Source organism: Psychrobacter sp. UBA3483 (assembly GCF_002377905.1).
Classification (GTDB): domain Bacteria; phylum Pseudomonadota; class Gammaproteobacteria; order Pseudomonadales; family Moraxellaceae; genus Psychrobacter.
This window is the reverse complement of the sequence record NZ_DFQS01000044.1, coordinates 1-13,229: the sequence shown is the minus strand read 5'-3', so window position 1 is coordinate 13,229 and position 13,229 is coordinate 1. Positions and strand designations below refer to the sequence as shown.

11 protein-coding genes and 3 tRNA genes are annotated in these 13,229 nt (G+C 43.7%); 9 read left to right on the top strand and 5 right to left on the bottom strand.

Annotated elements, in window-relative coordinates; genetic code table 11:
• Nucleotides 1–62: 62 nt before the first annotated feature.
• Nucleotides 63–1,589: an aldehyde dehydrogenase family protein gene (locus tag B2866_RS07795; RefSeq protein ID WP_296192414.1), complete on the bottom strand. Its 1,527-nt coding sequence runs from the start codon at nucleotides 1,587–1,589 to the stop codon at nucleotides 63–65.
• A 260-nt stretch (nucleotides 1,590–1,849) separates the two neighbouring features.
• On the opposite strand from B2866_RS07795, the gene B2866_RS07790 reads away from it, so the two are divergent.
• From B2866_RS07790 to B2866_RS07780, 3 genes are all read left to right on the top strand, one after another.
• Complete coding sequence (locus B2866_RS07790; RefSeq protein WP_296192412.1) at nucleotides 1,850–3,793, top strand: AAA family ATPase; 1,944 nt, start codon at nucleotides 1,850–1,852, stop codon at nucleotides 3,791–3,793.
• A 118-nt stretch (nucleotides 3,794–3,911) separates the two neighbouring features.
• Nucleotides 3,912–5,045, top strand: a complete 1,134-nt coding sequence (locus tag B2866_RS07785) for a type I glyceraldehyde-3-phosphate dehydrogenase (protein WP_296192715.1) — start codon at nucleotides 3,912–3,914, stop codon at nucleotides 5,043–5,045.
• Nucleotides 5,046–5,198: 153 nt separating this feature from the next.
• Nucleotides 5,199–5,289, top strand: a tRNA-Ser gene (locus B2866_RS07780).
• A gap of 252 nt (nucleotides 5,290–5,541) precedes the next feature.
• Here the strand turns inward: B2866_RS07780 and B2866_RS07775 are convergent.
• The 3 genes from B2866_RS07775 to B2866_RS07765 form a co-directional block, all read right to left on the bottom strand.
• Nucleotides 5,542–6,288: a hypothetical protein gene (locus B2866_RS07775; protein WP_296192408.1), complete on the bottom strand. Its 747-nt coding sequence runs from the start codon at nucleotides 6,286–6,288 to the stop codon at nucleotides 5,542–5,544.
• Between the two features lie 247 nt (nucleotides 6,289–6,535).
• Nucleotides 6,536–6,865, bottom strand: coding sequence for a CopG family transcriptional regulator (locus B2866_RS07770; RefSeq protein ID WP_296192405.1), 330 nt, complete (start codon nucleotides 6,863–6,865; stop codon nucleotides 6,536–6,538).
• Between the two features lie 208 nt (nucleotides 6,866–7,073).
• Nucleotides 7,074–7,149 (bottom strand) — tRNA-Asn (locus B2866_RS07765).
• Nucleotides 7,150–7,656: 507 nt separating this feature from the next.
• On the opposite strand from B2866_RS07765, the gene B2866_RS07760 reads away from it, so the two are divergent.
• From B2866_RS07760 to B2866_RS07740, 5 genes are all read left to right on the top strand, one after another.
• Nucleotides 7,657–8,001 carry a DMT family transporter gene (locus B2866_RS07760; protein WP_296192402.1) on the top strand — a complete coding sequence of 115 codons (345 nt, stop codon included), beginning with the start codon at nucleotides 7,657–7,659 and terminating at the stop codon, nucleotides 7,999–8,001.
• A 52-nt stretch (nucleotides 8,002–8,053) separates the two neighbouring features.
• Nucleotides 8,054–8,542, top strand: coding sequence for a M48 family metallopeptidase (locus B2866_RS07755; RefSeq protein WP_296192400.1), 489 nt, complete (start codon nucleotides 8,054–8,056; stop codon nucleotides 8,540–8,542).
• Between the two features lie 82 nt (nucleotides 8,543–8,624).
• On the top strand, nucleotides 8,625–9,827 hold the full coding sequence (locus tag B2866_RS07750; RefSeq protein ID WP_296192397.1) for a saccharopine dehydrogenase family protein: 1,203 nt from the start codon (nucleotides 8,625–8,627) through the stop codon (nucleotides 9,825–9,827).
• 95 nt (nucleotides 9,828–9,922) lie between these two features.
• The gene (locus B2866_RS07745) at nucleotides 9,923–10,867 is read left to right on the top strand and encodes a DMT family transporter (RefSeq protein WP_296192392.1); all 945 of its coding nucleotides are present in this window, start codon (nucleotides 9,923–9,925) and stop codon (nucleotides 10,865–10,867) included.
• A 118-nt stretch (nucleotides 10,868–10,985) separates the two neighbouring features.
• Nucleotides 10,986–11,831 carry a sterol desaturase family protein gene (locus B2866_RS07740; RefSeq protein ID WP_296192390.1) on the top strand — a complete coding sequence of 282 codons (846 nt, stop codon included), beginning with the start codon at nucleotides 10,986–10,988 and terminating at the stop codon, nucleotides 11,829–11,831.
• Nucleotides 11,832–11,857: 26 nt separating this feature from the next.
• Here the strand turns inward: B2866_RS07740 and B2866_RS07735 are convergent, their stop codons facing one another.
• On the bottom strand, nucleotides 11,858–12,610 hold the full coding sequence (locus B2866_RS07735) for a type 1 glutamine amidotransferase (RefSeq protein WP_296192387.1): 753 nt from the start codon (nucleotides 12,608–12,610) through the stop codon (nucleotides 11,858–11,860).
• A gap of 211 nt (nucleotides 12,611–12,821) precedes the next feature.
• Here B2866_RS07735 and B2866_RS07730 point away from each other — a divergent pair.
• A tRNA-Val gene (locus tag B2866_RS07730) sits at nucleotides 12,822–12,898 on the top strand.
• Nucleotides 12,899–13,229: the final 331 nt, after the last annotated feature.

The window sequence follows — 13,229 nt, the reverse complement described above, 5'->3', positions numbered from 1 at the left end:
AAAATGCAATCTACCTTGCGACAGATTGCATTGGTCTATTTGCAGATTATGCAAAACGGGGTCTAAAAGAAGCCCATCTTCTTAGGACTATAAGAGACCAGCATGTTTTTGGTTTGTTGATAATGATCGAGCATCATCAGATGGTTTTCGCGGCCGATACCCGATTGCTTATAACCACCGAAGGCGGCGTGTGATGGATAAATGTGATAGCAGTTGGTCCATACGCGCCCCGCTTGAATGCCGCGGCCGAAACGATAGGCTTTATGGACGCTACGAGTCCAAATACCTGCGCCGAGGCCATACAAGGTATCGTTGGCAATGCTCATGGCTTCGTCATCGTCTTTAAACTTAGTCACGGCAAGTACGGGTCCAAAGATTTCTTCTTGGAACACGCGCATATCATTGGTGCCTTCAAAGATGGTCGGCTGCACATAATAACCGTCGCCAAGATCGCCATCATGCTGGGCTTGCTCGCCGCCAACCAAGACTTTTGCCCCTTCTTTTTTACCGATATCAAGATAAGATAAGATTTTTTCTAATTGGTCTGAGCTGGCTTGTGCCCCAATCATGGTGTCAGTGTCTAATGGGTTGCCCATTTTGATGGCTTTAACACGCTCGATACAGCGTTTCATAAACTCATCATAGATACTTTCATGAACGAGTGCGCGCGATGGACAGGTACAAACCTCACCTTGGTTTAAGGCAAACATGACCAAACCTTCGACCGCTTTATCCAAGAAATCATCGTCTTCATCCATGATATCGGCAAAGAAGATGTTTGGACTTTTACCGCCAAGCTCAAGCGTTACAGGAATGATGTTCTCACTGGCATACTGCATGATAAGGCGACCAGTGGTGGTCTCGCCAGTAAAGGCCACTTTGTTGATGCGCGGATTCGAGGCCAGTGGCTTACCGGCTTCGACGCCAAAACCATTGACGATATTGAGTACACCTTTTGGTAATAAATCTGCGATACCAATGGTTTCTAGCATAAATAAAATAGAAGCAGGCGTTTGCTCAGCAGGCTTCATCACGATACAGTTACCAGCAGCAAGCGCGGGTGCAATTTTCCATACCGCCATTAAAATCGGGAAGTTCCACGGAATAATTTGTCCAACGACGCCAAGCGGCTCATGAAAATGATAAGCAACGGTGTCTTCATCGATTTGACTGATGCCGCCTTCTTGGGCGCGAATGGCACTGGCAAAATAGCGGAATTGGTCAATAGCCAATGGGATGTCTGCCATTAAAGTCTCGCGCACAGGCTTGCCATTTTCATAGCATTCAGCAATGGCGATCGCCTCTAGGTTGGCTTCCATTTTATCAGCGATTTTTAGGAGTAGATTGGCGCGCTCAGTGACACTGGTTTTACCCCAAGCATCTTTGGCAGCATGGGCGGCATCTAAGGCTTTTTCGATATCGGCTTCTTTTGAGCGCGCTACTTGGCAAATGATTTTGCCGTCGATTGGGCTTGGGTTATCGAAGTATTCGCCATCGACTGGCGCGACCCATTCACCATTGATAAAGTTGTCGTATTTTTCGCGGAATTGGACGGGACTGTTTTCAGTATTGGGATAAGCGTATAACATGAACGATTCCTTGTTGGGTATTATGATGGTGTAAACATAATGACTTGGCCTTCCTGACCAAGTTATCTTTCTATCCTACTGAGCTTTTCGATAGAGCGATAATGACTTTTTATAATGATATATTTTGTATCGTATAACTTTAAGTTATTAGCGACTTAACGGTTAAAAAGGTTCGCAAAGCGGATGCAGCTGTTATAATCATGACAGCTATTTTTTTATGCTCTTTTTCTTATTACTATTTATTTAATTGGTTTAGATATATGCGTCAATCTTCTGCTCTTGATATTTTAAAAACGGGTCAAAATGTATTTTTGACTGGCTCAGCAGGTTCAGGCAAGACCTATACACTCAACCAATATATCGATTATCTACGCGCACGCCGTGTCCCCGTTGCCGTCACGGCCAGTACGGGGATCGCTGCCACCCATATGAACGGCACCACCATTCATAGTTGGTCGGGCATTGGGATTAAAGACGAGTTATCTGATCGCGATTTGGCCAATTTATCTCGTAAACAGTTTTTGGCCGATAGATTAAAAGACACGGCGGTACTTATCATCGATGAGATATCGATGTTGCACGCTAAGCAGCTGAATTTGGTCAGTCAAGTTTTAAAGTATGTGCGCAAAAACGACAAGGCCTTTGGCGGTATTCAGGTCGTCGTTGCAGGCGACTTTTTCCAGCTGCCACCGATTGGGAGTGAAGGCGAAACCAACCGAGAAAAGTTTGCCTTTATGAGTGAGGCGTGGCTTGAGGCCAAATTTCATATTTGCTACTTATCTGAGCAGCATCGACAGGTGAGCGAAGCAGCAAATGGCGGGCTTGATTTAGACGATATCCTCAATCAAATTCGCCGTCAAGAAGTGACCTTTGAAGCCGTTGCTGCGCTCGAGGCGACCTTTGATCAAAACGTCGATATCAAGCGCACGCGTCTTTATACCCATAATCTCAACGTCAATAAAATCAATGATAAAGAGCTGGCCGCCTTAGATGGCGAGATGATGCGTTTTGAGGCCACCTCGACTGGCGATAGTAAATTGGTTGAGACCCTCAAAAAAACTGTGCGTACCCAAGACGATTTGGTATTAAAGGTCGGGGCCAAGGTGATGTTTATCAAAAACAATAGCGAGCTTGGCGTCTCTAACGGCACGATGGGCGAGCTGATTGGTTTTGCTGCGGTAAAAATTGACGATAGTAAAGATACGAGCGATGATTTAATTGAAGACAATACGAAAAATGCTGAAAGCGCTACTGATAAGAGTGTAAAAAACAAAGACCAACAGACTACCAAAGATAAAGACAGTGATAAAAAGCCACCAAAAGATAAAAAGCCAACCACGCAAAAAATGCCGGTAGTGCGGCTAAACTCTGGTCGTGAAGTCATTGCTGAGCCTGAAGAATGGATTATCGAAGATGAAACCGGCGACGTGCTGGCAAGCTACTTACAAGTGCCGCTGTGTTTGGCTTGGGCCATTACCATCCATAAGTCGCAAGGCCTGACCCTTGAAGCGGCCGAGATTGATTTATCGCGCACCTTTGAGCTTGGACAAGGTTATGTGGCATTGTCACGCTTAAAGTCGCTGGCAGGTTTGCAACTACTCGGTATGAATGACATGAGCTTGCAGCTTGATCCGCTGGCACGCGGCGCCGATAAACGCTTTTTGGCACTGTCAGAGGAAGCGGATGCCAATTATGCCATGCTCGATGAAGAAAGCATGACGCAGGCGCATGAGAAATTTATTCTAAAATCAGGCGGCACGCTTAGCAAGTCGGTGATTGAAGCGTATGCCAATTTGCAGAAAAAACGCCGCGAGCAACAACAAGCTCAGATAGATAAAAAACAGAAACTCGGCAATCAAGTTTCTGATAAATCGGACAGCACCTTGCTGGCGACTCGTATTTTATTAGAAGAGAGCTTATCGATTGCCGAAATTTCACAAGCGCGGCAGCTGTCACAATCGACCATCATGCGCCATATTGCAGAATTAAAATCGCAAGATCCAAGTTTGGCGTGTGATCATCTGCGCCCAGACGACGAAGTGATGACGGCGGTTGGCAACGCTTATGTGGCCATTAAGGTCGCCAATAACCCTAATGACTTTAACGATGATGGTAGTATTAAGCTGCGTCCAATCTTTGAGCATCTAAAACAAGCGATTGATTACAACACCATTCGTTTGGCATTGATTTTTATTACGCCGTAGCCTCCAATCAGTGAGAAAAAATCTCTAAAGATAGACTCTCATCATGCTGATAATATTCAATGTAGCGCGCCACTCTTTTTATATCTCTTTATAGCGATACCCTTTTATGTCTGACGTTATGCCTGATTTTTCTAGCGCAACTTACCAATTGAACGCCGAACCTAGAGTGGCGCTTACGCATGCGACAGGCGAGCATACGCAGCCGCTGAGAATTGCTATCAATGGCTTTGGCCGTATCGGACGTAATGTACTGCGTGCCTTGTTAGAGCGCTTTGAGGTGTTAGGGCGCGCTATCCATGTGGTGGCGATTAATGATTTGGCGCCAGCTGATATTTTATTGCATCTATTAAAATTCGATAGTACTCATGGCCGCTTAAGCCGACTTGGCGTCAGTGCAGAGGTTTTAGACGATAAAAACAATACTCAGCTGTGTTTGACTAAGAATAATCTGACCTACTGCATCAAAATGCTCTCAGAAGCTGACCCAAAAAACCTGCCATGGCACACGCTTGGTATTGATGTGGTGCTAGAGTGTACGGGGCATTTTCGCTCTTATGAGCAAGCACATCTACATATAGCAGCGGGTGCACAACAAGTCATTATTGGTGCTGCGCCCTTTGATAATGTCGATGCTTGTATTGTTATGGGCGTCAATACCGCTGAGCTCACGCGCAAGCTGCCGATTATCTCGAGCGTTTCTTGTACCACGCAGGCATTGGTACCGCTGATTGATACGCTTGATAAGGCATTTGGCGTTAGGTCTGCAATGATGACTGAGATTCATGCTGTGACGGCAGATCAGACAGTGCTCGATCAAGCGCACCGCGACCCAAGACGCGCACGCGCCTCCGGCTATAATATTATTCCGACCACCTCGAGTAGTATCGCTGCGACAGAACGGGTATTACCTGCAATGATAGGGAAAATAAACGGTCACTCGATACGCGTACCGACCATCGATGTGGCGGCGATTGATGTGACGTTTGTCTTTGATACGCCAGATGTGAGCATCGATGCGATACGAAAAAGATTAAAAGCTGCCAGCGTTGGTGATTTGATTAATATTATGGCTTATACCGATGAGCCGCTAGTTTCCAGTGATTTTATCCATCAGCCAGAATCGCTGATTATCGATGGGCAGCAGCTGATGCAAGTAGGCGAGCAATATAAGGTTTTTGCTTGGTACGACAATGAATGGGGCTATGCCAATAGGCTGCTTGATATGTGCTTACATCTCGCTTCAAGTAAATAACATATTTGAAGTGAATATATTGAGATAAAAGGCTGAGTAGAAAGAATTGACACAAGCTAAGTCATTGATTTAAAACTGGCTGTAAATTAATTTCATTTTTTTAATATGAAGCGCTTGCATTATACGATGATATCTATATAATGATGCACCAATGGAGACGTGGCAGAGCGGTTGAATGCACCGGTCTTGAAAACCGGCAAGGGTTCATAGCCCTTCGAGAGTTCGAATCTCTCCGTCTCCGCCAAATTCGAAAAAGCCCCAATCAGTTATTGATTGGGGCTTTTTTTATGTTTGTATAAATGTGGTTTTTAAAAGCTTTGCGACCGCTTCATAGCAGCCTTACGTTAAAACTGATACCGTGCGACTGGGATGAATTTTCCGCAGCCTCTGCACTAGTAGAAAGCAAGGAAGATTTATCTCAGTCGTATATTGCTATAAACGTAAATTTTATTTTGCATTGATGATATAAGTTCTCTGTTATTTCGCTAGCGTTTGGTTATTTCGTTAACATTTGCTTAAATACGACTTCTTGTCCATCTACCAAAACCAGTTTGCCTTCGCTAATCTCAATATGTATGCCCGTATGGTTTTTAATCGCGCGCATGACATTGATGTCTTCAATACTACTTTCGATGATAATTTTACCAGACTGCTCAGGTTCGATTGGTGGTTTGAACTGGGTCAATGGTACATTAAAGCTTTTGCTTTTGGTCAAATTCGCCTCTTGCATGGTGAGCTTACCTTTAAAGCTTTTAATTGCCACCTTACCGTGGTTTGAAAGCATAAACTGTAGTTTTACTTGGTTCAAACTGTCACTATCGCTGGTTTTGACGGGCAGTAAAGCGACAGGATAGTTTTGCGCTTTGGCGGTATGCACTTGCGGACTGGTGACAATCGGGCTTCTTTTACCAGTGGGATTATTTGGATGCAAGCGTTCATATTCACGCTGCTGGATAAGCGCTTGCTTGATGGTGATACGCGGCATCGCTCCGGACTCATACGCGCCGCTGAGCTTCATCCGTAGCATATAGCGGCTCAAGAGCTGTCTATCAGCCTCAGGCAGACGCTCAAACGTATCGCCAAGCTTCTTTTGCCATTGGTCAGAGTTGGTTGGTATGGTTTGTTTACTTGGGTCGGCGGTCGGCTGTGAGCAGCCATTGATAATAAGCGGCATCACCAAGGTAAGGGCTAATAACGTTACTTTGCCTATATGGCCTGCATGTTTATATAAACCGATCATCATATGCCTCCTTCTCAATCCATATCAATGCGAATAACTTTTATACCAATATAGTGCCTATCAATATAGCGCCTATGATAATTTTGTCTGTTTGTTTATCGCTAATAGTTATTGGGCATCAGTACATTCATCGAGGAGGGTGTGTTGTAATTGACAAAATTAAGTAGCAAGTTAATTGGAAAAAAAAGACCAAGCGCTGTTCAGCTAACTTAGTCTTTTTATTATGTATATATGGAGCCAAACGCCAGCGTTATTCTTTATCTTGCAGCTCAGATAGCGGGTGAGTGGTGTTATTATTATGAGTCACCACAATCGCCTCATCAATAATACGTTGGCTGACCCCGCGCTTACGCAGACTTTCAATAAATACCTCATCATGCGCTAAGGTATAGTCCTGATGGTCGCGATCCAACCCTTGACGAATGTATAGACGAATCAGACCTTGGATACGTTTAAAGCCTAGCTCTGATGAGGTAGACTCTAACAATCTAATCATCTCTTCAGACAAGCGAATACTGATCGGACGCGTGATTTTTTGCGGATGATCAGAGAATTTATTTTTTATGCGCACAGGTATCATAATAAACCATTACTTTTAGTGAGTAGGAATAAAACACTCAGACAAAAACGAACTTGGTCACAGCTAATCCTACCATACAATAAAAGCCGCTAAAAGAACACCATCGCCGTATTAATATTGTGTTGGTTAATAAGGTAAGCCATTAAGGATTAAATAGCGACCATAAAAAAGACCTCCATCAAATACTTGATGAAGGTCTTTTAGAATATGGCTCTCCAACCTGGGCTCGAACCAGGGACACACGGATTAACAGTCCGTTGCTCTACCAACTGAGCTATTGGAGAATAAGTTGTGATAACGGTTAATAAAAACAAGTTTTACAAAGCGTTTGGTAGGTGCGATTGCTTATCTTGTTTGCGTTATGTGGGGCACATTTTAGCCAAGTAGTTATGGGCTGTCAACCTTATTAGGCAATAAATTATAAATATAATGACAATCTATATGAAATTGCGCTTTTTTACTTTTAGAGGGGTTCGATTATCGACTTTTCCAATAAATAGGCATAATCGCGTCCATCTAAGAGATAGATAAAACGCTCTGACAATAAAGCTGGTAATTTTTTACTTTTTTATCTTGTGTTATTAGACTATCTATTTGAAAATAAATAAAAAATTGTATTAGGTTAACTCTTAAAATCGCTATTTCAAGCACCCATATAAACCTATAAAATAGCCATCTCAGCTTTTTATCGGTTTTGCTTTATTTATTTTAAGATTGCTGCTGCCATACAAGCGTTTTTTAACCAGTTATTTTATGAAAAACACGTTCTAACCAATATAGGTGCCCTAAATATGAGTCCAACCATGATTGCTTACGGTTACCTTGCCACCGCTATTGTCTGCGAAGTCATTGGCACTACCTTTTTAGTCAAGTCAGAGCAGTTCACGCGTTTTGTACCCACGCTGATTATGGCGGTGCTTTATGCAATTTCGTTCTACTTATTGACCCAAACTATAAAAACCATACCGATTGGCATTGCTTATGCCTTATGGGGCGGACTCGGTATCGTATTGACCTCATTAGTGGGACTGTTCTTTTTTAAGCAAACGCTTGATACCGCAGCGATCATCGGCATTGCGATGATTGTTGGCGGCGTGGTAGTGATGAACTTACTGTCTAATTCGGTGGCGCATTAAATAAATACCAACGATGAGTCATTAAAAAAATAAAACGTCAAGGATAAATACATTGACCACGTTAAAGTATATCGCACATTACTCTGAGCAGATTCAAAGCCAAGCGGCGACGCTGATTAGCACGGGCAGACTGGGTGAATATTTGGATAAAAACTATCCAAACCGTCACCAAGTACAAAGCGATAAAGCGCTATATCAATATATTAATGAGATCAAAAATCAGTATATGCGCAAAAGCAGTCCGCTGTCGCAGGTGTCTTATAACAGTAAGCTTGCCGTGCTCAATCAGGCGCTTGGCATTCATACCTATCAGTCGCGCGTGCAAGGCCGTAAGCTAAAATCGCATAACAGTATTACGGTAGCCAGCCTATTTAAGGAAGCGCCGCCTGAGTTTTTGCGTATGATCGTAGTGCATGAGTTGGCACACTTTAAAGAGCAAGAGCATAACAAAGCCTTTTATCAGCTTTGCTGTCATATGGAACCGAACTATCATCAATATGAGCTTGATACCCGTTTGTGGTTGCATTGGCGTGAGCGCTAATCTATCTTGGTGCTAAGCAATAGTTAGCTGAATTTTTTTAAGCCGACTTTTAGTAAATATAAAACTGAACAAGGACGTTTTTATGAAAGTATTGGCCATAGGTGGTAGTGGCGGTATGGGGCGTGCCGCGGTGCGTGCGGCGATGAGCTTTGATTTTGTTAGCGAGATTATCGTCGCTGGTATTGACAGTGAGCTGGCGGAGCGTTTTGTTGCCGAGTTAAATAGCAAATCGCTAAATAGAGGAAATACGGAAGCGATTAAAAAACCTGTCCGCGCGCTTTACTTGGACGTAACAGATAACAGTAGCCTACGCCAAGCGATTGGCGACGTCGATGTGGTCCTAAATTCAGCAGGGCCTTTTTTTCGCTTTGGTGTACCGATTTTAACGGCGGCGATAGAGGAAGGTAAGCACTACTGTGACATTTGCGATGATTGGCAACCGACCGTCGAGATGCTTAAATTAAGTGCGCGTGCAAAACAAAATAATGTCACCGCCGTGATTGGTTTAGGCGCGAGCCCCGGTATTTCTAATTTACTGTGTGTGAAAGCGGCAACGGCGTTGGATGAAGTGGATACTATCGTGTCGGCATGGAAGCTATCGGACGCTGTGAATACCGATGATGGATTTAGTCGGCCAGCCAATGAGGGTCAAGTTGATGCAGCGGCAGTACATCTTATACATTGTTTATCTGAAGATATCCGCGTGTTAGTAGCTGGAAAGATGGTCGATACGAAACCATTAGTCCATTCAAAAATTGACTTCCCAAAGCTTGGTGAGCTTGATGTTTGGTCACTTGGGCATCCTGAAGCGGTCACTTTAAATAGGCGCTTTCCACAGCTAAAAAACTGCCATAACGGTATGCTTGGTATCGATGATATCGTTGATAATCTGGGCCAAATTGCGTCGGCAGTAGCGGCGGGACAGATGTCTGTTGAGAATGCAGCACGGTTATTGACTGATAAAGATAGTCGCAAAGCACGCCAAACCCATTTAGCCGAAAGCGAGGAAAAAGAGATTCCAGGCTTAATAGCCTATGCGCAAGGACGCAAAAATGGTCAACCTGCCAGCGCTGGCGCTTTTATTCGCAATACGCCTGCAGGTGGAATGGCAACGGTCACTGGAATCCCGCAAGCGCTATTTTTACCGCTGCTACATCAAGGTCATTTAAAGCAAAGCGGTGTCTTTGCACCAGAAGAAATCATTGATCCCGATGTGTTCTTTGCTTTATTCGATACTTTTTGTGGACCACAAGGTTCCGGTTTAACAGTACTTACCTCAAATTAAAATTTTCTAGAGCGCATCAACAAAGCTTAATAAGGTTAAACTTCATAAGTAAAACTGGACCTAATATAATAGCCGTATTAACATTAAGGTAGTCTATGAGCAGGTCAGCGCAGCAAGGTATGGCTAAAGGTAAAAAAGCGTGGCTCATTCCTGTACTGTGTTTGATCGCGGGTGGTGGATTGATCGGTATTTCTACCAATCTAGCCAAATTTGCAGTCGAGGTCGGTCTGACGCCGCTGGCATTTCTGTTTTGGTCTATCACAGGTGCGGCGTTGATTTTATTTAGTTATGCATTTCTACGCCGCGAGCTGCCGCCGTTAAGCAAACCAACCTTGAGCTATTATCTAGTGGCTGCGTTAGTGAGTGTGGCAGGCTCCAATCTCATTTTTTTCTCTGCTATTCCGCATGTCGGCGCAGGTTTTGTCGCCTTAATTATTTCTTTGCCGCCGCTCCTAACTTATCTGGCCGCCCTCATCTTAAAAATAGAGCGCTTTACTAAGCTGCGCGCGCTTGGCGTGGTCTCTGCACTTGCCGGAGCAGGTGTGCTCGCCGCCCGTAAATTTGCTGCGCCCGATGCCAGTGTGTTTTGGATTGGGCTCGCGCTTTGCGGTCCGGTGTTATTAGCAATTGGCAATATTTATCGCACCTTATATTGGCCTGATAATCTCTCTCCAAGCGCGCTGGCACCGGGTATGCTAATAGCGGCCTCAGTGTTACTTGGTTTGGTTAGTCTCATGCCGCACTTTTCACTAGCGGTTCCGCTAGCTGAGATGTTGGCGCTAGGATTGATTGCGGTGCAGGCGTTCGTTTTCGCTGGGCAGTTTTTATTGTTATTTTTACTACAAAAAACGGGCGGCCCAGTATTACTAAGCTTATTAGGCTCAGTTGGCGCGGTCGTTGGTGTACCTGTCGCTATCTTTTTACAAGGGGAGCGTCCGCCAGAAGGGTTGTTTTTGGGTGCGTCATTGATAGCGCTGGGTGTCGTCTTAGTCACCTATGGCGGGGTAAAAATGGCGACATCTATATCGGATAAGGGATAAGATAGGGATATACTCATTAACTTATGTTGGTATTATTAACAGCTTATAAAGGTTCTTAATATCCTTATTTGCTTTCAAAGCTTTTTTATCTGCAAACGTAATGTTCAATAGGTGACATATGGATGTGTTTTCGTATTGGCAAGGGTTTTATCATGATCCTTGGTTTTGGCAGTTCCCCATGGCGACGCTTGCCATCAGCACAGCAGCCTTTCTAGCAGTCGCTATTCCATGGACGATAGTGGCTTGGCGCGATCCGGTATCTTTGCGTAAATATAAAATTCAACAAAAACCGTTTGAGATGAAACAGTTTTTATTACCGTCAATCGGCCGCATTGTTGTTAATAATGTTATTTTAGCCGCGTTATTGGTGATGGCTTGGCCACTGTTAAAGCTAACTGGCGTGCATAATGGTGCAATGCCGGTTTGGTATATTATCATCGCGCAGTTGATTTTTTTCGTGTTACTTGATGACTTTTTATACTATTGTATGCACCGTTATATGCATGAAAATAAATGGCTGCTAAGAAATATCCATAGTGTGCACCACCGCATTCGTAATACCTGCGGTATCAATGGCAATTATATGCATTGGGTCGAGTATTCATTGACGGCGGCGCTGACGCTAGTGGGTCCAATTATTCTAGGAGCGCACATCTATGTGGTATGGATGTGGGTGATTCTACGTCAAATCGAAGGCGCGGATGGGCATATTGGCTACGATATACCGTGGAATCCTGCGCATTTATTGCCTGTGTATGAAGGTCCTGTTTATCATGATTTTCACCATGCCAAATTTAAAGGCAATTATGCGGGATTTTTACCTTATTTGGATAAATACTTGGGTAAGACCCATATCCCAGCTTATCTAAGTTATCTGAAAGGTAAAAAAAATGGTTTAACGCCGTTAGAAATTGAACAAAGCGAATTAGATGCTAAAAAACGCAAAAAGCAGCTAAACCGTTAAGTGTTTTTAGGATTGAAAGATTAGGTTTAAATATTAGTAGTATTTGCTATGCGATTGAGCATGGCGGCTAAGCGCGCATTGTTATCGGCGATAAATTTATCGCCAAGCGCAATTATCTCAGCCGCTGATTGTACCGTTTTAGGATGGTCGATTAGCCCTTTTTGAATGGCATTGTCGCCATTTGCTACCATTTTAACGATGCTTTCTTTAGTCACCTCAAAATGGCACTGCCAAGCCATGACCCAAGTACCGAGCGCTTTCTGCTGCGGCGTTTGATACAGAAAGCCTTGATTGGGCCATGCTTCTGACGTCGCTAAAGGAATCGCTCCTTGTGGATATTCAAAACCATCACCATGCCAATGAAAGACGGTAAACGGTTGCTGTGGTAAGTCCTGTAATAAAGGATGCGCCTGAGCATCTTCGGTCAACTCAATAGGTAGCCAGCCGATTTCTTTTACGCCCGCTGATTCTACGCTTGCACCCAAACAATACGCAATAAGCTGCGCACCCAAACACACGCCAATGACGGTTTTTCCGCTATACATACTTTGTTTAATCAGACGTTTTTCTTCAATCAACCAAGGATGATCGTCCTCATCGTGGACACTCATCGGTCCACCCATCACGATTAACCAATCAAAGCTGTCGAGCGCTGGTAAGGCGTCTTTATTATAAGAGCGGGTGTAGGTAATGCTGTGCTGATGATTGTTTGACCAGTGCTTAATAAAACTGAGGTCTTCGTAATCTGTGTGAAATAAGGCATGAATGCGTAAGGTCATGTGATGGCCTCTATTAGGAAGTTGTGTTTTGATAAGATGAAAAGTCTATAAGGTATAGACTGTCTTCGATAGCTTAAACTATTTAGAACACCCTAATTCTCTTAAGTATCTCATTATAAAGCGTAAAATTAGTTATTCTCATAATAAGTAAATATTGTGATAGAAAAGGCTTGCAAAGTTTTAAAAACTTGCTAAAATGCATGTCCTAAATAGGCGTATAGCTCAGTTGGTTAGAGCGCTACCTTGACATGGTAGAGGTCGCTAGTTCGAATCTAGTTACGCCTACCAGATTCGAAAGCCCCAATCTTTATGGTTGGGGCTTTTTTTATGCCCATTTTATAAGGGTTATAGCGCAAATCAAAAGTATATATCAGTTAACCGATGGCGTCATTCGCGTCCATTACGGGCGCGTAGGTTTAAATGCTTAAGTCAGTCTGTTTGCTCAACCAAAACCATATCGCTTTCATGGCTAGCTTCGAGCAGTTGCATCGCCACCTAAATAGTCTGTTATAAGCGATTCCATTATTATCGCAGCCTATTTTAAGTGGTCTATTCATAAGGTTGAGGGGTGAAATAATTGGTTCCGCTGAGGTATATGAGCTATGCTGAAGAAACCGTA

What these genes read in the sequence shown, in the direction of transcription:
- B2866_RS07795 (WP_296192414.1), bottom strand. Translation starts at nt 1,589, where the DNA reads ATGTTATACGCTTATCCCAATACTGAAAACAGTCCCGTCCAATTCCGC.
- B2866_RS07790 (WP_296192412.1), top strand. Translation starts at nt 1,850, where the DNA reads ATGCGTCAATCTTCTGCTCTTGATATTTTAAAAACGGGTCAAAATGTA.
- B2866_RS07785 (WP_296192715.1), top strand. Translation starts at nt 3,912, where the DNA reads ATGCCTGATTTTTCTAGCGCAACTTACCAATTGAACGCCGAACCTAGA.
- B2866_RS07775 (WP_296192408.1), bottom strand. Translation starts at nt 6,288, where the DNA reads ATGATGATCGGTTTATATAAACATGCAGGCCATATAGGCAAAGTAACG.
- B2866_RS07770 (WP_296192405.1), bottom strand. Translation starts at nt 6,865, where the DNA reads ATGATACCTGTGCGCATAAAAAATAAATTCTCTGATCATCCGCAAAAA.
- B2866_RS07760 (WP_296192402.1), top strand. Translation starts at nt 7,657, where the DNA reads ATGAGTCCAACCATGATTGCTTACGGTTACCTTGCCACCGCTATTGTC.
- B2866_RS07750 (WP_296192397.1), top strand. Translation starts at nt 8,625, where the DNA reads ATGAAAGTATTGGCCATAGGTGGTAGTGGCGGTATGGGGCGTGCCGCG.
- B2866_RS07745 (WP_296192392.1), top strand. Translation starts at nt 9,923, where the DNA reads ATGAGCAGGTCAGCGCAGCAAGGTATGGCTAAAGGTAAAAAAGCGTGG.
- B2866_RS07740 (WP_296192390.1), top strand. Translation starts at nt 10,986, where the DNA reads ATGGATGTGTTTTCGTATTGGCAAGGGTTTTATCATGATCCTTGGTTT.
- B2866_RS07735 (WP_296192387.1), bottom strand. Translation starts at nt 12,610, where the DNA reads ATGACCTTACGCATTCATGCCTTATTTCACACAGATTACGAAGACCTC.